The sequence below is a fragment of the Rhodococcus sp. NCIMB 12038 genome (assembly GCF_002165735.1).
Classification (GTDB): Bacteria; Actinomycetota; Actinomycetes; order Mycobacteriales; family Mycobacteriaceae; genus Rhodococcus_F.
Map to the genome: position 1 here is coordinate 50,060 of NZ_NHML01000031.1, position 23,981 is coordinate 74,040.

Consider the following 23,981-nt stretch of genomic DNA (forward strand, 5'->3'; position numbering starts at 1 on the left):
TTGATGGCACTACTCGTCTCGTGCACCCTGGGAGGGCACCATGAGTGGCATCGCAATCCTTCTGGTCGGCGCCGTTCTGTGCTTCGCCGGTGTCGGCTCACTCCACATCGCCGTTCTCGCGTCGGGTTTCGGCCTCGGCTGGCTGATCGCCGACCTGCTGTCGCTGTCGCTCGGGACGACGTTCCTGTTCGCGGCGATCGGTGCGGTCGTGGTGTGGGTGGCCACCACCCTGATCTTCAAATTCGCCGCATTCTTCATCGGGATCATCGCGGGCGCCGTGGTCGGCGCGAAGCTCAGCCGGGTGCTGCAACCCGAGGACGTCAATTGGATCCTCAGCGGAATCGTGATCGTCGCGCTCGCCGTCGCCTGCGGGTTCGTCGCCGACCGGTACCGGGCACGGGCTCTGCTGTGGCTCACCGCGCTCGGCGGCGCCAGCATGGTGCTGACCGGCCTCGGCATGGCCATCGGCTCGCTGAGTTTCCTCGACCAGCCGAACGAGGGGGTGCAGCAGTTCTTCGCGACGCTGGTCTGGATCGCCGTCGCGGCTGCGGGCTGGTTGACGCAGCGGCGGCTGTTCCCGGAGAAACTCCGGATCGACGACAGTCGCGCGAGGCGCTAGTCGCGTTCGGGCGCCTTCACCACCGTCAGCGCGGCCAGCCCGATCGCGAGCACGATCACCAGGCCGAGGATCCCCGCCCGATCCGCCGCGAACCACCACGCGAACAACCCGAACAGGGTGGGCGAGAGAAACGACACCGCGCGACCGGTGGTCGCATACAGGCCGAACATCTGCCCCTCCCGTCCGGGCGGTGTGATCCGGGCCAGGAACGTGCGCGCGGACGACTGCGCAGGCCCGACGAACAGGCACAGCAGCAGTCCGAAGATCCAGAACATGGCAGGCCCGGACACCCCCATCAAAACGATGCCGACGACGATCATCGCGATCAGGGACGTCATGATGACGGTCTTCGGGCCGATCCGGTCGTCGAACCGTCCTGCGGTGAGCGCGCCGAGTGCGGAGACGACGTTGGCGGCGACACCGAACAGCAGCACGTCACCGGCGCTGATGCCGTAGACGTTGACGGCGAGGACGGCGCCGAACGTGAAGACACCGGCCAGTCCGTCCCGGAACAGCGCGCTCGCCACCAGGAAGTAGACGGTGCGCCGGTCGGCGGACCAGAGGTCGCGCAGATCCCGCCACAGCACCCGGTACGACTCGACGAAGCCGGCCTTGTCCGCACCCGGATCCGCGTGCGGGCGGGTCAGCTCGGGGACCTTCACCAGCACGGGGATCGCGAAGACCGCGAACCAGACGGCGGCCAGCAGCGCGACCATCCGGATGTTCAGGCCGCCGTCGGTGGTGAGCCCGAGGAATCCCCGAGTGTCGCCGTCACCGGCGATGAAACCGAAGTAGCACAGCAGCAGGAGCACGATCCCACCGAAATAGCCCATCGCCCAGCCGAACCCGGACACCCGGCCGATGTTCGACGGCGTGGACACCTGCCTGAGCATCGCGTTGTACGGGACGCCGGCCAGTTCGAAGATCACCGAACCCGCGGCCAGTAGCACCAGCCCGAGCCACAGGTACTGATAGGAGTCGCGGACGAGGAACATCGCCGCCATGCACCCGACCGTCGCGAAGGTGAGCACGCCGAGCGCCCATTTGCGTCGTCCCGCGGCGTCGAATCGCTGACCGGTGACGGGGGCGAGCACGGCGATGAGGAAACCGGCGATGCCGAGCGACCACCCCAGCCAGGTGCTCGCGGAGACCGATCCCGGCAGGTCCTCCCCCACGGCGTCCGTCAGGTAGACGGAGAAGACGAACGTGAGGATCACGGCGTTGAAGGCCGCCGAACCCCAGTCCCACAAACCCCACGCGACAACCTGTCTGCGCGTCGCGGCCTCGCCGATCCCGGCCGGAGGACGAACGTCGGTGCTCATGCCCGCGAGCCTATGCGAGCAAGTGGGGAGTTCGTGCGGTCTGACGTCATGAGAGTCCCGCTCGGGCGGACCAACTTAGTGTGCACTCAGTTGCATAGGCACCTCGTTGCATACATACTTCGGTGCGTGGCACTCGAACATGCGCTCCTCGTCTCCCTGACCGAGCACTCCGGCTCGGGGTACGAATTGGCGCGCCGATTCGACAAGTCCATCGGCTTCTTCCAGAGCGCCACCCACCAGCAGATCTACCGCGTCCTCAAACGCATGGACGAGGCCGGCTGGGTCGACGCCGAGGTGGTGGCGCAGGACGGCCGCCCCGACAAGAAGGTGTACCGGGTCAGTGCGTCCGGACGTGCGGAACTCGCGCGCTGGATCGCCGAACCCACCGAGCCCAACCACCTGCGCAACGAGCTGGCAGTGAAGATCCGCGCCGCTCGACACGGGGACGTCGCCGCACTCACGGCCGAGGTCGCCCGCCACCGCGACGGCCACGCCGCCCGGCTCGAGGTCTACCGCATGATCGAAAAACGCGACTTTCCCGCACCGGACCAGCTCTCCGGCGCGGCCCTGCACCAGTACCTCGTCCTGCGCGGCGGAATCCGCGTCGAGGAGGGGTTCGCCGACTGGTGTCAAGAAGTACTCGACGCGCTCTCACGATAAGGACACGCCGCCAATGACACAGTTCCCCCAGCTGCTCGCCCCCCTCGACCTCGGCTTCACGACGCTGAAGAACCGGGTGATCATGGGTTCCATCCACACCGGACTCGAGGACCGCGCCAAGGACGTCCCCCGGCTGGCGGAGTACTTCGCCGAGCGCGCCCGCGGAGGGGTCGCACTGATCGTCACCGGCGGTTACGCACCCAACCGGACGGGCTGGTTGCTGCCGTTCGGCGCGAAGCTCACCAACCGTGTCGAGGCCCGCAGGCACCGCGCGATCACGAAGGCGGTGCACGACGAGGGCGGCAAGATCGCCCTGCAGATCCTGCACGCCGGCCGGTACAGCTACCAGCCGTTCAGTGTCTCCGCCTCGTCGATCAAGGCCCCGATCAACCCGTTCCGGCCCCGCAAACTCACCGGCCGCGGTGTCCGCTGGCAGATCCGCAACTTCGTTCGCTGCGCGCGGCTCGCACAGCAGGCGAACTACGACGGCGTCGAGATCATGGGCGGCGAAGGCTACTTCGTCAACCAGTTCCTGTGCGAGCGCACCAACAAGCGCACCGACGAGTGGGGTGGGACCCCCGAGAACCGCCGTCGGATGGCCGTCGAGATCGTCCGCCGCACCCGCAAGGCGGTCGGCCCGGACTTCATCATCATCTTCCGACTGTCGATGGCCGACCTCGTCGAGGGCGGTCAGACCTGGGACGAGATCGTCGCGCTGGCACAGGAAGTGGAGGCGGCGGGCGCCACCATCATCAACACCGACATCGGCTGGCACGAATCGCGTGTTCCCACGATCGTGACGTCGGTGCCGCGGGCCGCGTTCGCCGACATCACCGGCAAACTCGAGAAGCACGTGACCATCCCCGTGGCCGCGTCGAACCGGATCAACATGCCGGAGGTCGCGGAGGAGATCCTGACCCGCGGTGACGCACAGCTGATCTCGATGGCACGCCCGATGCTCGCCGATCCCGACTGGGTACGGAAGGCGGAGGCAGGCACTCCCGACGAGATCAACACGTGCATCGCGTGCAACCAGGCCTGCCTCGACCACGCCTTCGTCCGCAAGCACGTGTCGTGCCTGCTGAATCCGCGGGCAGGCAGGGAGACGGAACTGACGCTCTCCCCCACCCGGACCGCGAAGCGGGTCGCCGTCGTCGGCGCCGGCCCCGCGGGACTGTCCGCGGCGCTCGGTCTGGCCCAGCGCGGCCACTCGGTGACCCTGTTCGAGGCGGATTCGGAGATCGGCGGCCAGTTCGGCATCGCCCGCAAGATCCCCGGCAAGGAGGAGTTCGCGGAGACCATCCGCTACTACAACCGCCTGCTGCCGCTCACCGGCGTCGACGTCCGGCTCGACACCCGCGTCGCCGCGACCGAGCTGGTCGGCACGTATGACGAGGTGATCGTCGCGACCGGTGTGACGCCCCGCGTCCCGTCGATTCCGGGGATCGACCATCCGAAGGTGCTCACGTATCCGGAGGTCGTCCGGGGCGGCAAGCCCGTCGGACGGTCGGTCGCGGTGATCGGGGCCGGCGGGATCGGCGTCGACGTCAGCGAGTTCCTCACCCACGAGCATTCCCCGACTCTCGATCTGAAGGAATGGAAGCAGGAGTGGGGTGTCACCGAACCGGAGGCGGCGGCAGGCGCCCTCACCACCCCCATTCCCGAACCGTCGCCGCGCGAGGTGTACCTGCTGCAACGCAAGAACGGCCGGATCGGCGCGGGACTCGCCAAGACCACCGGCTGGGTCCACCGGGCTGCACTGAAGAACAAGGGCGTCCAGGAGCTGTCCGGGGTCAACTACGAGCGCATCGACGACGACGGCCTGCACATCACGTTCGGCGCCAAGCGGGAGAAGCCCCGCACCCTCGCCGTCGACAACGTCGTGATCTGCGCGGGCCAGGAATCGGTGCGTGACCTCGTCGACGAACTGACCGTCGCCGGCGTCACCACCCACGTCATCGGGGGCGCCGACGTCGCCGCCGAACTCGACGCGAAGCGCGCCATCGAGCAGGGCACCCGGCTCGCGGCCCGCATCTGACGCACTACGCTGCTGACCGTGAGCTTGCCGAACCCCACCCCCAGTGCCCGCGCCGTCGTGACCGGCGCCTCGTCCGGAATCGGCGAGGCGCTGGCCGCCGACCTGGCCTCCCGGGGCCACTCCCTGATCCTCGTCGCGCGCCGCGGCGAGGTCATGGAGTCACTCGCCGGGACCCTGCGCGACAAGTACGGCGTCGACGTCGAGGTGCGCGCGTGCGACCTGTCCGATCGGGACGCGCGGGCCGTGCTCGTCACCGAACTGGCGGGCCGTGAGGTCAGCGTCCTGTGCAACAACGCGGGCATCGCCACGTTCGGGCCCGTCGCCGGACTCGATCCCGCGTACGAGCGGGCCCAGGTGGAACTCAACGCCGTTGCGGTGCACGACCTCACCCTCGCGGTACTGCCCGGGATGATCGAACGCGGGTCCGGGGCGATCCTCATGGTCGGCTCGGCGGCGGGCAACATGCCCATCCCCCACAACGCCACCTACGCGGCCAGCAAGGCGTTCGTCAACACGTTCTCCGAATCGCTGCGCGGCGAACTGAAGGGAACGGGCGTGAACGTCACCCTGCTCGCCCCCGGCCCGGTGCGCACCGAGGAGCCCGATCCGGCGGATGCGTCGATCGTGGACAGGCTGGTGCCCGACTTCCTGTGGATCTCCAGCGAATACACCGCCAAGGTGTCGCTCGACGGCTTGGCCGACAACAAGATGCGCGTCGTGCCCGGCATCATCAGCAAGGCGATGTCCGTTGCCGGGCAGTACAGCCCGCGTGCGGTGGTCGCGCCGATCGTCGGGACGTTCTACAAGAAGCTGGGCAGTTAGTCACCGATTGCGACGTCGTCCCGTCCCGAAGATGCTGCGGGAGATCTCACGGCCTGCCGCCGACGCGGCCGAGCGGAGGAAACTCTTCACCGCGGAGTTCCCGAGGATCTGCTCGGCCATGTTCGGCCCCTCCCGCTGTGCGGGCGCCGGCGGCGGGAGGTCGGGCAGCGGGGGCAGGTCGAGGCCCGGTTCCGCGGCCGGCGCCCCGGCGACCTTGGCCGTCAGTTTCTCGTACGCCGACTCCCGGTCGACGGTCTGCCCGTACTTCGCATACAGCGGGCTCGACGACGCCGCAGCCGTGATCGCGTCGTTGCCGATGGTGTCCATCAGCGAGCGGGGAGGCCGAATCCTGGTCCATGCCACCGGTGTCGGTGCGCCCCGTTCCGACAGGACCGTCACGATCGCCTCGCCGATGCCCAGTGACGTGAGGGCTTTCTCGAGGTCGTAGTTCTCGGTGGTCGGGTACGTCCGTACCGTTTTGGTCAGTGCCTTCTGGTCGTCCGGGGTGAATGCGCGCAGCGCGTGCTGGATTCGGGCACCGAGTTGCGACAGCACCGCGTTCGGGACGTCCGTCGGCAACTGCGTGCAGAAGAACACCCCCACGCCCTTGGAGCGGATGAGCTTCACGGTCTGTTCCACCTGCTGCAGGAACGCCTTCGACGCGTCCGCGAACAGCAGGTGCGCCTCGTCGAAGATGAAGACGAGCTTGGGTTTGTCGAGATCGCCTTCCTCGGGCAGGGTCTGGAACAGATCCGCCAGCACCCACATCAGGAAGGTGGAGAACAGTGCGGGGCGCGCGGCCTGGGCGCCCAACTCGAACAACGTGATCACACCCGTGCCGTCGATCACCCGGAGCAGATCCTCGGTCTCGAGTTCGGGTTCCCCGAAGAACGTGTCGCCGCCGTCGGCCTCGAGATTGACGAGGGCCCTGAGGATCACACCGGCCGTGGCCGGGGACACGCCGCCGATGCCCTTCAGATCGGCCTTGCCCTCGTCGCTGGTGAGGTGTGCGATGACCGAACGCAGATCCTTCAGGTCGAGCAGCGCGAGCCCCTGGACGTCGGCCCAGTGGAAGATCAGCCCCAGCGTGGACTCCTGAGTCTCGTTGAGCCCGAGCACCTTGGCGAGCAGGATCGGCCCGAACGCGGTGATGGTCGCGCGGACGGGGATGCCCAGGCCTTCCGTTCCCAGTGACAGGAATTCGACGGGGGATCCCGCGGGCCGCCACTGGTCGTCGCCCGTCTCGGCCGCCCGGGCCGTGATCTTGCCGCTGGCCTCCCCCGGCTGTGACAGACCCGACAGATCGCCCTTCACATCGGCCATCACCACGGGAACCCCTGCAGCCGACAACTGCTCGGCTATGCCCTGCAGCGTCTTCGTCTTTCCCGTCCCGGTGGCGCCGGCGACGAGTCCGTGCCGGTTGATCGTCGCGAGGGGGATGCGCACGCGGGCCGCCGGATCCACGGCGCCGTCCAGAACCACGGTTCCCAGTTCCAGCGCCGCACCCTCCGAGGAGTACCCGGCCGCGATGTCCGCGGCGGCACCGGTCGGGGCGGCGACGCCTGCAGGAGTACGGTTCTCCGCCGCCTCCGCGTCCCGGGCCTCCTGCTCCGCCGCCTCCGCCGCTGTTGCTGCCTCCGCCGCGACCCTGGCCGCCTCGGCGGCTGCGGCCCTCGCGGCCGCCGCCCTTTCCGCCGGGGTCGAGGTCGCGTCGCCGTCCTGCGATTGCCGGGTCATCCAAGCCCTCCTCGGATCACACACATCGGGAGAAAGTGTCCACCGCAGACCTTATCCCGTCACCCACGTGACTACTGTGTTCCTGGTGCAGGACAAACTTGTGTGGATCGACTGTGAAATGACCGGGCTCCGCCTCGGTACCGACAAGCTGATCGAGATCGCGGCTCTGGTCACGGACAGCGAGTTGAACGTACTCGGTGAGGGTGTCGACATCGTCATCCACGCCGACGACGACGCGCTCGCGGCCATGCCCGACGTGGTGACCAAGATGCATGAGAACTCGGGGCTGACCGACGAGGTCCGGAAGTCCACGGTCACCCTCGCCGAGGCCGAGCAGCAGGTGCTCGCCTACATCCGCGAGCACGTCCCCGTCGCGGGCACGGCGCCGCTCGCCGGCAACTCGATCGCCACCGACCGCGGATTCATCGCCCGCGACATGCCGGACCTCGACACCTACCTGCACTACCGGATGATCGACGTCAGCTCCATCAAGGAACTGTCCCGGCGCTGGTACCCGCGGATCTACTTCGGTCAGCCCGAAAAAGGTCTCGCCCACCGCGCCCTGGCCGACATCAAGGAGTCGATCCGGGAGTTGAAGTACTACCGGAAAACGGCGTTCGTCGCCGAGCCCGGACCGTCTACCAGCGACATCGCCGCAGTCGTCGAGGAACTCGGACCCGCCTGAGATACCGATTGGCGTTTTGCGCATCGAACGCGCTAATATCTTCCTCGCCGAAGTTACTGCCCCCCGGGCGGTGACAGAAGCACAGTGGTGGGTGTAGTTCAGCTGGTAGAGCACCAGGTTGTGATCCTGGGTGTCGCGGGTTCGAGTCCCGTCACTCACCCCACACGGAAAGCCCCCGGCCTCGGCCGGGGGCTTTCCTCTTTGCAATTGGACTCTCGCCCGCCGTCAGGCGTTGGCGTTGCCCGCCTTCCAGACGTCCCACGGGATGTTCCAGTCCCCGAGGCCGTCCGTGCCCGACAGGGTGCCGCCCAGCGTGTTCTTGACGACGACGATGTCGCCGCGCTTCGTGTTGTCGAACACCCACTTCGCGTTGGACGGGCTGAGGTTCAGGCAACCGTGGCTCGCGTTCGAGTAGCCCTGCTGCCCCACCGACCACGGCGCCGAGTGGAAGAAGATGCCGCTGTACGACATTCGTGTGGCCCAGTCGACGGGAGTCTTGTATCCCTGCGGGGAGTTGACGGGCACGCCGTACGTGGACGAGTCCATGACGAGGTTCGCGAACCGGTCGCCGATGATGTAGACGCCGTTGTCGGTGGGTGTGTCGTCCTTACCCATCGACGTGGGCATCGTCATGATGACTTCGCCGTTGCGCTCGAACGTGACCTGCTTGGTGTTGTCGTCCGCGGTCGCGACGAGGGCGTCGCCGATGGTGAAGGCGGTGTGGACGTCCTCCTGACCGAACAGGCCGTCACCGAGATCCCGGCCGTACACGGCGACCTTCACGTCCACGGCGGTGCCGGGCGCCCAGTAGCTCTGCGGACGCCACCGCACCTCACGGTTGTTCACCCAGTAGAACGCGCCCTCGACGGGCGGATTCGTCGTCACCGTGATCGCCGACTCCGCCGCCTTGCGGTCGGGGATGTTCTCGTCGAACTGGACGGCGATCGGCTGACCGATGCCCACCACGTCGCCGTCCGACGGCAGCACGTACGGCTTGGTGACGTTTCCGGGCGCGCTGGTGGTGAACTCGGACGTCGAGACGGTGCCGCCACCGAGCCCGTTCGCCTTCACCTCGAGCCGGTACTCCTTGTCGTAGCCCAGCGGCTCCGTGTTGACCCAGGACAACCCGTCGGGGGCGATGGCGCCGTCGACCGGCTCGCCCTCCGGGTTGAGCATGGTGACCTTCGCCAGCGTGCCGTCGGCCACCGTCACCGTCACCGGTTGTCCCGGCGAGAATCCCACCGCACCATCGACTGCCGAGGCCGTCAGCTTCGGCTTGATGAGTTCGGTGACCGGATTGGAATCGATCGGCGCCTCACCTTCCGACGTGACGCTGTCGGCACCGGAGACGGTGCACCCTGCGATCGACAATGCGAATACGAGTGATGCCGCCACAATCGTCGCCGTCTTCGAGACGGAACTCACCGATTGCGCACGCATGCGCCCGCCACGCCCCACACCCATGGATAACCCCACTTCACGTCCTCGCTCCGAATTCACGTTCAAGCCGGCACGTCCCTCGCCTTCGCAAGACGATTCGGCACGTCGAGACCGTGTGGTCTCCAATGATGCCAGCCGCTGGAGACCGGTTCCAACCAAGCGCCGGGCCGCTCAATAACGTTCGAATATCAATCGTGACCAGCGGCGCTCTTGTTACGCAGCACCCCGCGGATGGGGTCGTCATGGGGAGTCGCGACCAGGCGATTTGCATTCCCGAGAAGCGACCCGCTAATGTTCTGTCTCGCAAGAGCGAGCGCCTATAGCTCAGTTGGTAGAGCAAGTGACTCTTAATCACTGGGTCCGGGGTTCGAGTCCCTGTGGGCGCACTTGCACGAAGGCCCCCATCCTCTCACGAGGATGGGGGCCTTTCTCGTTGTCACCATCTCACCGAACCGTGCGGGCGGTCAGACGACGAACGGGCCGCCGGAACGTGAAGTCACTGGGAACTTCACCTCCGACGGCCCGTTGTCACGGGGGGTCGTTCAGCGCAACGCTTTGCGGAGCACCAGGAGCCCTGCCACCGCACCCACGGCGATCAGTCCGTACTTGACCGCCGGCTCGTTCAGCTTCGCGATCAGCGTCCGCTTCGTGTTCTCCACGAGACGCTTCGGGTTGGTGCGGACCGTCAATTCGTCGAGAGTGCTTGCGAGCTGATTACGCGCGTTCTCGATCTCACGCTCGATGCTCTCGGTGTCCCTGGGCACGTGTCCTCCAACTTGTTCGACTTGTTCGATCAGCGAGAGCGACGCTACCGCGACGTTCCCACACTTGCGTCAACCGTAGACGAGAACTCCCGACCTGCGACTCCGTCTCCCCCAATCGCGCTTCGGCCCACTGTCGTCCCTGCCCGGTAGCCTGACTTCTCGTGACCGACAACAGCAGACTCGCCCCCGGCGACACCGCCCCCGCCTTCACGCTGCCCGACGCCGACGGCAACGACGTGTCGCTCGCCGACTTCCGCGGCCGCAAGGTCATCGTGTACTTCTACCCGGCGGCGAGCACGCCGGGCTGCACCAAACAGGCGTGCGACTTCCGCGACAATCTCGCCGACCTCAACGGCGCAGGCCTGGACGTGATCGGCATCTCCCCCGACAAGCCGGCCAAGCTCGCCAAGTTCCGCGACAACGAGGAACTGACGTTCCCCCTTCTCTCCGACCCCGAGAAGACCACGCTCGAGGCGTGGGGCGCGTTCGGTGAGAAGAAGATGTACGGCAAGACGGTGCAGGGCGTCATTCGCTCCACGTTCCTCGTCGACGAGGACGGGAAGATCGAGGTGGCGCAGTACAACGTCCGGGCCACCGGTCACGTCGCGAAACTGCGGCGGGACCTGTCCGTCTGATCGGTGCGTCGGGCGGCTGTGTCTCGTCAGCCGCCCGATCAATCGTTCGCGCGCAATACGTCGCGACGAGTCTCCTCGTCCAGGTGAAACCTGACGCGTCACCGGGAGGGATCTTCGGAATCCGGACGAAAGACGGATAGCCTGGGGCGGTGGAGTCTTCAGTCAGCAAGCAAGCGCCGCGCCGTGTGGATCCGGCGTTGGAGCAGCAGTCGGACCCGCAGGAGCTCCTGCCGCGCAGACGTCCGACCCAGGAACGTAGCCGCCGCAAGTTCGACGCACTGCTCACCGCATCGCGGGAGTTGCTGGTGGACGTGGGATTCGAATCGTTCACCTGCGAGGAGGTCGCCGCCCGCGCGGACGTCCCGATTGGCACGCTCTACCAGTTCTTCGCGAACAAGTACGTGATCGTCTGTGAGCTCAACCGGCAGGACCTCGTCGGCGTGCAGCACGAGATCGCCCAGTTCAACGGTGAGGTCCCGTCCCTCGACTGGCTGCGGTTCCTCAATTCGTTCGTCGACCACATGGCGGGCCTGTGGACGTCGGATCCGTCGAGGCGCGAGGTGTGGCTGGCGATGCAGTCGACGCCCTCGACGCGCGCCACCGGCGCCATCCACGAGAAGGCGTTCGCGGAGCAGGTCTCGCGGATGCTCGCACCGCTCACCCCGCAGACGTCGCGGGAGCGGCGCACGATGATGGCCGAGGTGCTCGTCCACGTCGTGTATTCGATGCTCAACTTCTCGGTGCAGGACAATCAGAGCCACGCGGACGCCGTCGCCGAACTGAAGCGGCTGATGGTGGCGTACCTGCTGGTCGCCGAGAAGGAATCGCGCACCACGTAGGCGCTACGCACTCGTGCGCCCTTCCGGTTGCCGGGGCTACCAGAAAGGCGCACGAGCGCCGGAGGCGCCTACACGGATTCGATGACGGCGAACGCGCCGGCCATGTCTCCGTCGTGGGTGAGCGAGATGTGGATCTTCACGTCGGTCAGATGCTTGGCGACGTCCCCGCGTAGGCGGATACTCGGTCGCCCCCACGCGTCCGTCACCACCTCGATCAGGTGGTGGATCATCTCGGGCAGCACCGGCGGGCTGGCGAAGAGAGACGTGGACCAGGCCTTGATCACTGCCTCCTTCGCAGCCCACCGGGCGGCGAAATGTCTAGCCGGATCGGAGCTCCGGGTCACGGCGTCCCGACGCTCGCCCGGTGTGAAGTTGTCGAGCATGGCCGTCCCTGGCCGGTCCAGCTGCTCGGCGAACTCCGACACCGTCACGAGATCGAAGCCGATCCCCAGAACTCCCATCCGTCGTTCCTACTTGCAGCCGGGCAGACCCGAGCTGTACACGTCGTCCGCTCCGAGGCGCGCGGCCTCGGTGAGCAGGACGTCAGCCTCGAGCTGACGGGACGCGGCGGCCGGGACGCTGTCGCCGCCGAAGCGACGATCCGCCGGACGCTCGTACAGGCTGCCGCCGCCGACCATGGCCTTCGCCAGACGACGCTGACCCTCGACGGTGCGCTTGCGTGCCTGCTCGAGGTACGCCTCACGCCGGTCGGCCGGGACGGCCTCGACGAACGCCTGCGAGTGGACGACCGCGACCATGCCCGACACGTGCCCGAAGCCGAGGCTGGTCAGCAGACCGGCCTTCAGCGGGAACTGCTCGCCGAAGCGGAGCGCCTCCCGGGCCCACACGAGGTGTTCGAACTCGGCCATCTTCTCGTCGACGCAGTCGAGGCTGCGGTTCGGCGGCACGATGCCCTGGTCCAGCACCTGGCAGAGACCGATCAGCTGGAATGCTGCGGCACCACCCTTGGCGTGTCCGGTGAGGCTCTTCTGCGAGACCACGAACAGCGGTGCACCTTCGCTGCGGCCGAGTGCCCCGGCGAGGCGCTCGTGCAGCTCCGCCTCGTTGGGATCGTTGGCCGCGGTGGACGTGTCGTGCTTGGAGATCACCGAGATGTCGTCGGCACTGACACCGAGCTTGCCGAGGGACTGGGCGAGCTGCGAATCCGCTCCCCCACGACCCGCGCCGAGCGCACCGATTCCGGGAGCCGGGATCGACGTGTGGACACCGTCCGCGAACGACCCGGCGTAGGCGACCACACCGAGGACGGGCAGGCCCATCTCGAGTGCCAGGTCACCGCGGGCCAGCAGGATGGTGCCACCACCCTGCGACTCGACGAACCCGCCGCGACGACGGTCGTTGGCCCGCGAGAATCGACGGTCGTCGATGCCCTTGGCCCGCATGTCGTCGGTCTTGGCCGTGGCGGACATGTCACCGAATCCGATGATGCCCTCCGCGCTGAGGTCGTCGAACCCGCCGGCGACCACGAGCTGTGCCTTGCCGAGCTTGATCTTGTCGACGCCCTCCTCGACGGACACCGCGGCCGTGGCGCACGCCGCAACCGGGTGGACCATGGCGCCGTAACCGCCGACGTAGGACTGGACCACGTGCGCCGCAATCACATTCGGCAGGGCTTCCTGCAGGATGTCGTTCGGCCGGTTCTCACCGAGCAGCGTGTCGATGTACAGCGACCTCATGGAGGTCATGCCGCCCATGCCGGTGCCCTGGGTGTTGGCGACCAGCGAGGGGTGCACCCACCGCAGCAGTTCGCTGGGCGTGAACCCACCGGTGAGGAACGCGTCCACCGTGGCGACGATGTTCCACAGGCCCACCCGGTCGACGGAGTCGGCCATGTCTGCGGGGATGCCCCACTTGGTGACGTCGAAGCCGGTCGGGATCTGGCCACCCACGCTGCGCGTGAGCTTCATCTTGCGGGGGACGCGGATCTCGGTGCCCGCACGGCGGGTGACCTGCCAGTCACCGCTGTCCGGAACCGGGGCTGCGACCGTGTTCTCCGGGTCGGCCTCGACGAAGGCGAGTGCCTCCGCCTCGGTGCTGACCACGAAGCTCAGGTCCTTGTCGAGGAAGACCGACGTGAGCAACGGTGCGGTGTTCTCGATCATGGCGCCGTCGTCGACGTAGCGACGGATGCCGCAGTTCTCGACGACCGTGTCGTGGTAGCGGTCCGCGATCTCGGCCTCCGGGACCAATTCCCCGGTCTCGGCGTCGTACCAGCCTGCGGACGGTGTGGTCTCCCACACGACGAGTCCGGTGTTCCAGGCGAGTTCGAGAACGCCTGCCGCCGAAAGCTCTTCGTCGACCTCCATCTCGAAGCGGGTACGCGAGGAACCGAACGGTCCGAGCTCACCGGCGCCGACGATGACGACGAGGTCCTCCGGAGCCGCAGTGACGCCGGACCAGGCCGGAGTCACCGACGCGGAGACCCGCGGCGGGGCGGGCAGGGCCGCGATGGTGTCGAGCGCGTCCGCGATCTCGTCGGCCTCGGCGGCGGCAGCCGCAGCGTCCTGAGCCTGCTTCGCCAGAGCGGGCAGATCCAGGTTCGCCTGGGCGAGCCCACCGGTCAGATCGGCCGCGAGCGGCTCGGTGGAGGCGAGGCGACGTGCCTCGGGCTCGCACCACTGCAGCAGTTCGGTGGCCATTTCCTGGGTGGACCAGGTACGGACTCCAGCGCCTTCGACAGCCTCGACCAGCGGGTCGTTGCCGCCCATCAGGCCGGTTCCGCGGACCCAGCCGATGAGAGCGTGCACCAGGGTGACGCGCTCGGCCCAGTTGCGCTCGGCCTTCCAGCGGCCGACCACTGCGTCCAGCGCGGCCTTGGCCTCGCCGTACGCACCGTCGCCACCGAACAGACCGCGGTTCGGGGAACCGGGCAGCACGACGTGCAGGTGGGTGTCGACGTCACGGTCGTAACCGATCTTCGACAGTCCGCCGATCAGGCGCTCGACCGACCACAGGAGTACACGCATCTCCATTTCGGCGCGGGCGCCGGCGTCGGCGAGGTCGCCTGCCACGCGGGGCGCGGCGAACGGGAACAGCAGCGTCGGGGTGACCGCTTCCTTGACCAGCTTCTTCGATCCGCCGGCCGTCTCGTACTGGGCTTCACCGATCCACTCGATGAGTGCGTCGATGTCCGTGTAGGACGCCATGTTCGCGGGGACCACCCACAGGGCGGCACCGGCGCGGGCAGTGCGGCGGTACAGGTCGCGGTAGAAGCCGAGACGCTTGTCGTCGAGACGCGAGGTGGTCACGAAGACCGTCGCGCCGCCTGCGAGGAGCTTCCCTGCGACCGAGGCCGCGATGGAGCCCTTGCTGGCGCCGGTGACGACGGCGACCTGGTCTGCCCATTCCGGGGTCTCGTCGGTGACGACGACTGCCGCCTCCGCGATGCGTCCGTACTTCTCGGCCAGAGCCGTGCGACCCTCGTCGGTTGCGCGGGCCTGCCACCATGCGGCCTGCGCCGCAACGGACTTGCCTGCACCGGCGAAGCCTTCGATCTCGAGGGACTCGGAGCCTGCCGCGTCGATCCACAGACGAGCCAGGTCCTCACGGGCGCTGGCCCAGCGGTCGTCGAGGAGCACCGCGCGCTTGGCGTCGAACGCGGGAGCGACCAGTCGCGGCCAGTCGGAACCGAGTTCCGCCGACACGAGGTCGACGAGTTCGGTGTCGGTCGGCTGCGTTGCGGCCGCCGTGTCACCGGCGAAGCCGAGCTGCTCGAGCACGAGGCGGGCGGCCGAGGCCAGCACGCCGTCGCGGCCCGTGATGTGCTCGGTGAACTCACCCAGTGCCGCTGCGTCGACGGTGCCACCGGCTCCGCCGCCCGAGGACGGGAGGGAGACGCTGATTCCGCGGCGCGAGGCGACTGCTGCCACTGCGCTGTCGATGACGGCGTCCACTGCGGCACCGTCGGCGAGACCGCCGCCGGCCAGACCGCCGAGGTCACCACCACGGATGCTGGAACCGTCGCGGGTTCCGAGCGCCACCTCGGCAGTGACGTGGTACGCCCAGCCGTCGCCGAGTTCCCAGACCTTCTTCACACGGTCCGCGATTGCCGCGGGACGACGACCCGAGGGGCCGAAGACCTTGCGGAGGTGGTCGTTGATCGAGTCGGACAGCACCGGGCCGAACGGCTTGTACGTGCGGGCCAGGGAGTCGACCGTGCCGGCGAGCGAGCCCATGTCGGCGTCTGCGGCACCGTCGATCGCGCCGAGCGAGAGCTCGGAGCCGAGGTCGACGAGCAGCTGGTTACGCCGCGAGGACACGCCGTCACACAGCGCCTCGATCGTGTCGACGGGGCCGACCTGGTCGGGGCGGAGCTTCGTCCACAGGCTGATCAGAACCTTGGTGGCGTCGGCGGCCTTGAACGCGATGTCGTCGGGACGCGGTCCACCGGACGGTGCTGCTGCCGGGGCCGGAGCCGCGGCAGGTGCAGCCGATGCGGCGGGAGCGGCAGCTGCGGGCGCTGCCGGCTCGTCGTCCTCGACCGGCGCCGGATCGACGTCGGTGGAGTACACGATCGCGGCTTCACGCTCGATGTTGAGGACCTCGACCGGGTAGCCGAAGCGGCCCGGAAGCTTGAGGGTCTGCGACGCGAGGTTCGCGACGGTGGGGACGGAGCCCAGACCGATCTCGACGAACCGCTCGACACCCAGTCCACCCTCGGACTCGTCGCCGAACAGCAGGTCCTGCGTCTCGATCCAGCGCACCGGGCTGGCGAACTGCCAGGCCAGGAGCTCGGTGAGAACCACGCGGGTCAGCTGAACCGGCTTCTTCGCCCAGGAGTCGAAGTCCTTCAGCACCTTGTCGAGGGGCTTCGACGGCACCAGGTCGGCGATCTCCTGCACGAACTCCTTCTCCAGGGAGAACGGCTTCGGGACCAGGTTCGGGATGTAGCGCCCGATCAGGATGGCCGGGTCGATGTCCTGCGGAAGCAGTTCCTCGAGACGTCCGCGGAAGTCGTCGACGCCGCCACGCAGCACCGTCGAGTGGAACGGGACGTCGATGCCCGGGACCATGATGTACGCGCGCTTGCCACCGAAAGCTTCACGGCGGATGTCGATCTGCGTCTCCAGCGCGTTGAGCCCGGCGACCGTGCCCGCGATGGCGTACTGCGAGCCACGCAGGTTCAGGTTCACGATCTGCAGGAACTCACCGGTCTCCTCGGCGACACCGGCGACGAACGCCTCGACGTCGTCGTCGGCCAGACCGATCTGCGACGGGCGGATGGCGGCCATCCGGTAGTCGGAGCGGCCGGCCTCGTCGCGGGGAACGAGTGCGTGCATCGCGGAGCCACGCTGGAAGACCACCTCGAGGACGGCTTCGAGCGGCAGCACACCGGCGACGGCGGCGAGTGCGTTGTACTCACCGACCGAGTGGCCTGCGAGCAGGGCACCCTCGACGAACGCACCGGACTCACGGAGTTCGGCGACCTGAGCCACACCGAGAGTCGCCATCGCGACCTGGGTGAACTGGGTCAGGTGCAGGACACCGTCCGGGTGCTTGTGCTCGATGCCACGGGCCTTGACGACCGTCGGGTTGTCGCGGACCACGGCGAGGATCGAGAAGCCGAGGGCCTTGCGGGTGTGCTTGTCGGCGCGGTCCCAGATCTCGCGGGCGGCCTTGGAGCGGGCGCGGGCGTCGAGGCCCATGCCGGGACGCTGGATGCCCTGTCCGGGGAACGCGTAGACGGTCTTCGGCGCGGCGGTGCGACCGGTGGCGACCATCACGAGGTCACCGTCGATGCGGCAGCCGACCTCGACGATCTCGGCACCACGGTCCGTGGCGATGCGGTCGACGCGGACGTCGATCTCGGCGCCGGGGCGGACCATGCCGAGGAAGCGCGCGGTCCACGCGGTCAGGCGGCGCGGCGGCGTCTTGGTCTCGGCCGGGTCCACGGCGGTGACGACCTGCTGGGCGGCGGCGGAGAGCCACATGCCGTGCACGATCGGGCTGCCGAGACCGGCGAGCAGTGCCGCGTTGTCGGAGGTGTGGATCGGGTTGTGGTCACCCGACACCTGGGCGAAGGAGCCCATGTTGCGGGGAGCCACGATCTTGGTGTCGCGGCGACGACGACGCGGGGTGTCGACGGCCTCGTCACTGAGCGAGCCACCGGCGCGGGCCGGGTCGGTCAGTTCGCCCTTGCCGGTACGGCCGCGGATCGCGAAGCGCTCCGACAGGGTGACGACGGCAGGCGCGTCCAGGCCCTCGCCCAGCATGGCGCCGACCTCGACCTTGACCTCGACGACGCGGCCCAGGTCGGTGTCGAGAACCGAGGCGACCTCGGCCTTGACGACGAGAATGCTGGTCTCCGAGGGCAGTTCGCCGACGAAGTCGACGCCGTGGTCCAGGTGGACCAGGTCGAGCATGCCCTCGATGACGGAGAGCGAGTCTTCGGTCTTGGCGGCACCGAGCACGGCGAACACGGCCGGCCAGCAGGCGCCGACGACGACGTCCGGAACGGCCTTGCCGCTCACGCTCAGCGACGTGGGCAGACCCGAACCGGTGACACCGGCGTGGTCCGCGATCAGGTCGGGCGTCCACGCCAGGTTGAGCCGTGCGACACCGTTCTTGACGGCGGGCAGTTCCTGACCGGCCGCGACCGCGAGGAGAGCCGTCATGGACTTCTCGGCGTCGGCCTCGGTGACCACGGGGGCGCCACCGTCGACGACGGACGCGGGGACGGTGATGGTGATCTCGACGGACTTGCCTGCGACCAGCGGGACGGTCAGGAGAACCTGACGGTCCTCGATCACGGACAGCTCGGCACCGGTGGTCTCGTGGACCGCGCGGGTGTCGGACTCGACCGACCACTTGTCGAGGTCACCGAGCCGGCGAACCGGGTTCAGCGTCAGGCGCGAGGCCCACTGGATGTCGGGAGCCGACAGCACGGTGTCGAGGAGGCCGCGGGCGATGTCCGCGTGACGACGTGCGGGCAGCGACTGCGGCTCGGCGCCGGCGGTGACCAGCTCGTCGTAGGTGGCCTTCTCGAAGCGGTCCAGCAGCTCACCGACGGGCTCGTCGGCGCGCGTGATGCCGGCGACGGCAACGGTGCCGGGGATGACGCAGACCTGGTCCGCGGTGTAGCGGGGATCGTGCGCCTGCCACAGCGAGTCGGAACGCCACCAGCGGCGGACGTCACCGTCGACGACGGGAACGAAGTTGACCGGCTTGCCGGGGGTCTTGCACAGCGAGACGAAGAACGAGACGTCCGCGGGGTGCAGAACCGTGGTCGCGTAGTCGGGGTACTGAGCCTGCAGGGCGCAGATGGCCGCCTCGGGACGCTCGAGGATTGCCTCGTCGGCGAACAGGGTGGGGATGGGTCCACGGTCGACCGGGTGCAGACGCGACTCGGTGCGCTGCAGCATCTCACCGAAGCGCGCACGCCAGGTGATGTCGAGCCACGGGCTCTCGGTGGCCTCGGTGATGGCGTCCTGGAGGTCGGTGCCGCAGTCGAATGCCTTCGCCGCGTCGATGCCGACGGCCAGTTCGAGGTAGCGGCGCAGCCACTGCTCGTACGTCATCGTCGCGACGTCGCCGAAGAACGGCTTGGCCGTGATGTTCAGGGCCTCGATGATCTCGTCGCGACGCTCGGCGACGGCGTCGGCGTCGCCGGCGACCTCGTCGAGCAGGCGGCCGGTGCGGGACGCGGCGTTGTCGATCTCGTGGATGTCGGCGCCGAGCTGGCTACGGCCGGAGGCCATGCCGCCCTCGGCGGTGCCCGCACCGACCCACGCCGGGGTACCGGGGGTGTCGACGAGGAGCTGCTTGACCTCGGGAGACGTGGTCGCCTCGAGGGTGGCCATGGCGGCGGTGCCGACCAGGATGCCGTCCAGCGGCATCGCCGGGAAGCCGTGCGCGACGGACCAGCGGCCGGTCAGGTAGTCGGCAGCCTGCTCGGGCGTGCCGATGCCGCCACCGACGCACAGGACCAGGTTCGGCCGGGTACGCAGCTCGGCGTAGGTGTCGAGGAGCAGGTCGTCCAGGTCTTCCCAGGAGTGGTGGCCACCGGCGCGGCCGCCCTCGATGTGGGCGATGACGGGGAACGAGGGAACCTCGTTGGCGATGCGGATGACGGAGCGGATCTGCGCGACCGTGCCCGGCTTGAACGCGACGTAGCTGAATCCGCCCTCGACGAGGTCCTCGATGATCGAGACGGCGTCCTCGAGCTCGGGGATGCCTGCGGTGACGACGACGCCGTCGAACGGAGCACCCGCGGCGCGGGCCTTCGGGACGAGGCGCTTGCCACCGACGTGGAGCTTCCACAGGTAGGGGTCGAGGAACATCGAGTTGAACTGCACGGCGCGGCCCGGCTCGAGCAGCCCGGTGAGCTTCTCGACGTTGTCGGCGAAGATCTGCTCGGTGACCTGGCCACCGCCGGCGAGCTCGGCCCAGTGGCCTGCGTTGGCGGCTGCGGCGACGATCTTCGGGTCGACCGTGGTCGGGGTCATGCCCGCGAGCAGGATCGGCGAACGACCGGTCAGCTTCGTGAAGGCGGTCTCGACGCCGATGCGTCCGCCCGGCAGCGACACCGGCTTCGGGAGGAACTCGGTCCAGGCGGCGGGAACCTCGGGGGTTGCGCCCGGGGTGAGCAGGTTGCGGTGACCGCCACGGGTCGCGGCGGCGACGATTCCGACGCCCTGGCCGCGGACACTGGCCGACGTCATGCGGGTGAGGAGGTCACCGGGTCCGAGGTCGAGAATCCATGCGGCACCGGCTTCGATGGTGCCGTCGACGGCCTCGACCCAGTCGACGGGGTCGACGAGGCAGGCGCTCGTGAGGGCGCGGGCCTTCTCCTCGTCGAGACCGCAACGCACGGCCCACTGGCCGACGATGTCGATCGTCTCCGCGAGTGCGGGGTGATGGAAGCCGATCTCGACCGCGAGGGGCTCGAAGACGGGCGCGAAGATGGAGCCGCCACGCTTCTTGGCGTCGCGCTCACGGGCCTCGTCGGCCTCGATCTGCTCGCACCGCTGCTGGACGCGTGCCAGCTGGGCGGGCGGGCCGGACAGGACGACGCGGCGACGGGCGTTGCGGATGCCGAGGACCGCTGCACGCTCGGGCTCGAGGCCCTCGGCGAGCTCCTCGACGATCTGACGGAGGCGTTCCGGATCGACGTTGGAGACAGCCAGCATCGGGGTGGAGTCGGCGGCGGAGATCACTCCGCGACGACGGCCGACCAGACCGGCGGCAGCACCGATGAGCTGAGCGAGGGCGAGGAGTTCGCCGTCCTTCTGACCGGAGGAGGCGACGGCCTCCGCGGCGAGGAGTCCCTGGGAGTGGCCGATCACCGAGACGGGAGCCGTAACCGCGGGATCGAGGCCCTGAGCTGCCAGCGCACGCAGCGCTGCGATCTGGGTGAGGAAGACGCCGGGGAGGGACACCGCCGCCGAGGTGAGCGCTGCCGCGGAAGGGCCGGACGCCTGGGCGTCGTCCTCTTCGTCGGCGAGTTCCTGCTCGAGGATCCATGCGATGGGGTCGAATCCGACCGGGCGCACGACGAGCAGCTCCTGCGCCACGGGGGCGAGGTAGTCGGCCGCGTCGTTGACGAGGGTGGTGAGTGCCGGCTCGAGTCCGTTGTCGCGGCTCAGTTCCTCGAGCGAGCTCAGCCAGGGTGCGCCCTGACCACCGAAGGCGAGCGCGTACGCCTCACCTCCGAGCAGACGATCCACCAGGGTGCCCTTGCTCGACGACCGAGTGTCGTCCCGGTCTACGCCGATGCGCCGCGAACCCTTCGAGTTGCTTCCGTTTCCTGCGGGTGTCGTGTCGTCAATCGTCACGCGTATGTCCTCTCCTGTTCCCCTCTGGGGGGAGGTGGGGATTGCTGTCTGCTGCCCTCGGCATCGTGTGCCTGCTGTATCGGCTCTGATCAGCTCTTCCGGGCTGCTCAAGGTTGACACAGAATCATGAGGATTTCCTCACGTTCACGAGCCGCCGGGGTGTCACAGCCGTGCATCGGAGAAATATTGCGTGATGTCCCTCACAGGCCTACCGCGAAGTGACCGACGGGTAGATCACGTCTCCGCTGCACGTAGCGGTGCAAGGACGTCCAAGAACCTGAGGAAAGCCTCACATTAATCGTTATCAATTCGTTACCACCTTGACGAAGTCCCAGGTTCATGCACGTATGCGCCCTCGAAACCGGCCCCGGAGCACGACGAAAGCGAACCTGTCGGACCCTCGCACTAATGTTCGATTCCAGGAACAGCCGACAGCCATTCTCCGGGGGGAAGAAATGAGCACAGCCCACGTCCGCGCCCTACTCGATCACATCGACGCCGAACTGCCGCGAGAGTCGTGGCCGCACTGGACGGAGGGCTGGCCGCAGGAGATCGAAGCCGCTCTGCTCGACGCGGCCTACTCCGCCCGCGCGACGTACGGCACGCCCACCACCGGAGTCCGCGCCGTCATCACCCGATGGCGCGATCACCGCGCCGCACCACTCGACGACCTCACCGCACTCGCCGCGCACGCCGACGAACCCGAGGGCCTCCTGACGGTCCTGAACAACCGGCAGCGGGTACCGGGGAACTACACCACCAAGGCCGAGGCCGTCGCCACGGCGGCACGCTCGCTCACCGAACTGGGCTGCATCACCTCCGCGGATCTCCGCGACGACGGCGCGCAGCGGAGCGCCATCGTCGCCGTGCCCGGGTTCGGAGCGGCCACCTGGGAATGCTTCGCCATGCAACTCGGCGTGCCCACAGCCGCTTCCCGCGCAGTGGTGTGCGACTTCATCGGCGAGGCCCTCGACCTCGAATCACCCGCAACCGAAACACAGGCGGAAGACCTCGCCGCTGCAGCGGCAACCCGCCTCGAGGTCACTGCCACGACCTTCACCCACGCCATCTGGCGGTACCAGCGCCGGCAGCAACGCGCGGCAGGTGCGAGGTGAAATACACGCGGGAAGTCCTCGAACAGGCGGTGGCGGAATCGACGAGCGTGGCGGGCGTCATCCGATACCTCGGGCTGCGCCCGTCCGGAGGAATGCAGGCCCACCTGAGTCGTCGGATCAAGAAGTTCGGGATCGACACGGCGCATTTCACCGGGAGTGCACACACCAAGGGCAAGCCTGCCCGCAATCGCATGTCGTGGGAGGAGATTCTCGTCGAAAGACCGCCGGGAAGCGCACGGGTGAAGCCACATCTGTTGCGCCGCGCCCTGATCGAGGCTGGAGTCGAATACAAATGCGTCCTGTGCGGACTCGGTGACGACTGGTGCGGAAGTCCATTGACTCTGCACGTCGACCACATCGATGGTGACCCCCACGACTCACGCTTGCATCAGATCCGTTTCCTCTGCCCCAATTGCCACAGTCAGACACCAACATGGGCCGGCCGAAATCGCTGGACGCGGGGCGGCGAGCACGCAGGCTGATACGAGGATGGGATCCCGTCGAGGTGTGGCGTAGTCTGTGTTTCGCGCGCGAGTGGCGGAATGGCAGACGCGCCACACTTAGGATGTGGTGTCCAACGGACGTGGGGGTTCAAGTCCCCCCTCGCGCACTTCTCGGCTTCGGCCGATTTGGTGGCCGTGTGCCCCGGCCGGCTCGCCCGTCGCAGGCGAGCCTGTGACCGCCGCCATAGCGGCAACCTCTCCTAGCAGCGCATTCGGCGATTCAGGTACCGTCGTTACGTGTCCGGTAACCGTAAGCAACGCCGCCCCGCGCTGATCCTGTTGGTGGTCGTCGGGGCTGTCGGGTGCCTCGCACTCGGCTGGTGGCAGTGGCAACGGTTCGAGGCGGTAGGCGGAACCGGCCAGAATCTCGGGTACGCGTTCCAGTGGCCGCTGTTCGCAGCGTTCCTGGTCTACGCCTATCGGCGGTTCGTGCAGCTCGAGGACGCCGAGCCGGCAGACACCGCCGATGTCCCGGACGCGCCCGCCGAACTGCGGGAAATTCCTGCGGACGTCCTGCCCCCTCGCCCCGCGGCGGCCGAGGACGACGATCCGGACGACCTCGAGAGCCTGCAGATTTCGCAGTACAACCAGTACCTCGCCGAGCTGTCCGCTCGCGAGACCGATAGGAGCACCACGTGAGCACGGGCCAAGACGAGACGACTGCCGGTTCGGTCGCAGATACCGCGAAGCAGAAGAAAGTTGCTCCCGCGCTGCTGCGCTACCGAGTACTCGCCTACGCCACCGGTGTGTGGCTGCTGGTCCTCACCGCGGAGGTAGTGGCCAAATACATCTTCAAGGTCGACAACCTGCCGACGTGGATCGCGGTGGTTCACGGCTGGGTGTACTTCGTCTACCTGCTGGTGACGCTCGACCTGGCGGTCAAGGTGCGCTGGCCCGCGGGACGGACGGTCGGAACGCTCCTCGCGGGCACCATCCCGTTCCTGTCGTTCTACGTGGAGCACCAGCGGACCAAGCAGGTCCGCCGCGACCTCGAACTCTGATCGAACC

At 68.1% G+C, this 23,981-nt stretch carries 17 protein-coding genes and 3 tRNA genes; 14 read left to right on the forward strand and 6 right to left on the reverse strand.

Features of this window, described 5'->3' with window-relative positions; all coding sequences use genetic code 11:
- Positions 1–40 precede the first annotated feature (40 nt).
- Entirely contained in the window at positions 41–619 is a 579-nt protein-coding gene (locus CA951_RS33850; RefSeq protein ID WP_087561035.1) for a DUF4203 domain-containing protein, read from the forward strand.
- On the opposite strand, the gene CA951_RS33855 is transcribed toward CA951_RS33850, so the two are convergent.
- Positions 616–1,941, reverse strand: a complete 1,326-nt coding sequence (locus tag CA951_RS33855; RefSeq protein ID WP_087561036.1) for an MFS transporter — start codon at positions 1,939–1,941, stop codon at positions 616–618. The genes CA951_RS33850 and CA951_RS33855 overlap by 4 nt on opposite strands.
- Before the next feature lie 126 nt (positions 1,942–2,067).
- On the opposite strand from CA951_RS33855, the gene CA951_RS33860 reads away from it, so the two are divergent.
- Genes CA951_RS33860 through cmrA form a run of 3 tightly spaced genes read left to right on the forward strand, consistent with a single transcriptional unit; the run spans position 2,068 to position 5,461 of the window.
- Positions 2,068–2,601 carry a PadR family transcriptional regulator gene (locus CA951_RS33860; RefSeq protein ID WP_087561037.1) on the forward strand — a complete coding sequence of 178 codons (534 nt, stop codon included), beginning with the start codon at positions 2,068–2,070 and terminating at the stop codon, positions 2,599–2,601.
- 13 nt (positions 2,602–2,614) lie between these two features.
- On the forward strand, positions 2,615–4,639 hold the full coding sequence (locus CA951_RS33865; RefSeq protein WP_087561038.1) for an NADPH-dependent 2,4-dienoyl-CoA reductase: 2,025 nt from the start codon (positions 2,615–2,617) through the stop codon (positions 4,637–4,639).
- An 18-nt stretch (positions 4,640–4,657) separates the two neighbouring features.
- Positions 4,658–5,461: a mycolate reductase gene (gene cmrA, locus CA951_RS33870; protein WP_087561039.1), complete on the forward strand. Its 804-nt coding sequence runs from the start codon at positions 4,658–4,660 to the stop codon at positions 5,459–5,461.
- On the opposite strand, the gene CA951_RS33875 is transcribed toward cmrA, so the two are convergent.
- Positions 5,462–7,198, reverse strand: a complete 1,737-nt coding sequence (locus tag CA951_RS33875; RefSeq protein ID WP_087561040.1) for a helicase HerA-like domain-containing protein — start codon at positions 7,196–7,198, stop codon at positions 5,462–5,464.
- Between the two features lie 85 nt (positions 7,199–7,283).
- On the opposite strand from CA951_RS33875, the gene orn reads away from it, so the two are divergent.
- Positions 7,284–7,883 carry an oligoribonuclease gene (orn, locus tag CA951_RS33880; protein ID WP_005261989.1) on the forward strand — a complete coding sequence of 200 codons (600 nt, stop codon included), beginning with the start codon at positions 7,284–7,286 and terminating at the stop codon, positions 7,881–7,883.
- Positions 7,884–7,970: 87 nt separating this feature from the next.
- Positions 7,971–8,046, forward strand: a tRNA-His gene (locus CA951_RS33885).
- A 62-nt stretch (positions 8,047–8,108) separates the two neighbouring features.
- Here the strand turns inward: CA951_RS33885 and CA951_RS33890 are convergent.
- Positions 8,109–9,347: an Ig-like domain-containing protein gene (locus CA951_RS33890; RefSeq protein WP_087561041.1), complete on the reverse strand. Its 1,239-nt coding sequence runs from the start codon at positions 9,345–9,347 to the stop codon at positions 8,109–8,111.
- Between the two features lie 289 nt (positions 9,348–9,636).
- On the opposite strand from CA951_RS33890, the gene CA951_RS33895 reads away from it, so the two are divergent.
- Positions 9,637–9,709: transfer RNA gene (locus CA951_RS33895), tRNA-Lys, on the forward strand.
- Between the two features lie 156 nt (positions 9,710–9,865).
- Here CA951_RS33895 and CA951_RS33900 read toward each other — a convergent pair.
- A complete protein-coding gene (locus CA951_RS33900) occupies positions 9,866–10,087 on the reverse strand; it encodes a DUF3618 domain-containing protein (RefSeq protein WP_037236402.1) in 222 nt (73 codons plus the stop codon).
- Positions 10,088–10,248: 161 nt separating this feature from the next.
- On the opposite strand from CA951_RS33900, the gene bcp reads away from it, so the two are divergent.
- Both bcp and CA951_RS33910 read left to right on the forward strand, forming a co-directional pair.
- Positions 10,249–10,722, forward strand: coding sequence for a thioredoxin-dependent thiol peroxidase (bcp, locus tag CA951_RS33905; protein ID WP_087561042.1), 474 nt, complete (start codon positions 10,249–10,251; stop codon positions 10,720–10,722).
- Between the two features lie 149 nt (positions 10,723–10,871).
- Complete coding sequence (locus CA951_RS33910; protein ID WP_087561043.1) at positions 10,872–11,561, forward strand: TetR family transcriptional regulator; 690 nt, start codon at positions 10,872–10,874, stop codon at positions 11,559–11,561.
- Positions 11,562–11,629: 68 nt separating this feature from the next.
- Here CA951_RS33910 and CA951_RS33915 read toward each other — a convergent pair whose 3' ends face one another.
- Both CA951_RS33915 and CA951_RS33920 read right to left on the reverse strand, forming a co-directional pair.
- Positions 11,630–12,022, reverse strand: coding sequence for a holo-ACP synthase (locus CA951_RS33915; protein ID WP_009474123.1), 393 nt, complete (start codon positions 12,020–12,022; stop codon positions 11,630–11,632).
- A gap of 9 nt (positions 12,023–12,031) precedes the next feature.
- Positions 12,032–21,355 carry a type I polyketide synthase gene (locus CA951_RS33920; RefSeq protein ID WP_087561044.1) on the reverse strand — a complete coding sequence of 3,108 codons (9,324 nt, stop codon included), beginning with the start codon at positions 21,353–21,355 and terminating at the stop codon, positions 12,032–12,034.
- 455 nt (positions 21,356–21,810) lie between these two features.
- Between CA951_RS33920 and CA951_RS33925 the strand changes: the two genes are divergently transcribed.
- From CA951_RS33925 to CA951_RS33945, 5 genes are all read left to right on the forward strand, one after another.
- Positions 21,811–22,470: a hypothetical protein gene (locus CA951_RS33925; protein WP_087561045.1), complete on the forward strand. Its 660-nt coding sequence runs from the start codon at positions 21,811–21,813 to the stop codon at positions 22,468–22,470.
- Positions 22,467–22,952, forward strand: coding sequence for an HNH endonuclease signature motif containing protein (locus CA951_RS33930; RefSeq protein ID WP_087561046.1), 486 nt, complete (start codon positions 22,467–22,469; stop codon positions 22,950–22,952). Before CA951_RS33925 ends, CA951_RS33930 begins: the two co-directional genes overlap by 4 nt.
- 46 nt (positions 22,953–22,998) lie before the next feature.
- Positions 22,999–23,080: transfer RNA gene (locus tag CA951_RS33935), tRNA-Leu, on the forward strand.
- A 130-nt stretch (positions 23,081–23,210) separates the two neighbouring features.
- On the forward strand, positions 23,211–23,612 hold the full coding sequence (locus CA951_RS33940) for a transcriptional regulator (RefSeq protein ID WP_087561047.1): 402 nt from the start codon (positions 23,211–23,213) through the stop codon (positions 23,610–23,612).
- Complete coding sequence (locus CA951_RS33945; RefSeq protein WP_087561048.1) at positions 23,609–23,974, forward strand: DUF3817 domain-containing protein; 366 nt, start codon at positions 23,609–23,611, stop codon at positions 23,972–23,974. The genes CA951_RS33940 and CA951_RS33945 overlap by 4 nt, the downstream gene beginning before the upstream one ends.
- Positions 23,975–23,981: the final 7 nt, after the last annotated feature.

Coding starts and splice junctions, on each gene's coding strand:
- CA951_RS33850 (WP_087561035.1), top strand. CDS start 41: ATGAGTGGCATCGCAATCCTTCTGGTCGGCGCCGTTCTGTGCTTCGCC.
- CA951_RS33855 (WP_087561036.1), bottom strand. CDS start 1,941: ATGAGCACCGACGTTCGTCCTCCGGCCGGGATCGGCGAGGCCGCGACG.
- CA951_RS33865 (WP_087561038.1), top strand. CDS start 2,615: ATGACACAGTTCCCCCAGCTGCTCGCCCCCCTCGACCTCGGCTTCACG.
- CA951_RS33875 (WP_087561040.1), bottom strand. CDS start 7,198: ATGACCCGGCAATCGCAGGACGGCGACGCGACCTCGACCCCGGCGGAA.
- CA951_RS33890 (WP_087561041.1), bottom strand. CDS start 9,347: ATGGGTGTGGGGCGTGGCGGGCGCATGCGTGCGCAATCGGTGAGTTCC.
- CA951_RS33915 (WP_009474123.1), bottom strand. CDS start 12,022: ATGGGAGTTCTGGGGATCGGCTTCGATCTCGTGACGGTGTCGGAGTTC.
- CA951_RS33925 (WP_087561045.1), top strand. CDS start 21,811: ATGAGCACAGCCCACGTCCGCGCCCTACTCGATCACATCGACGCCGAA.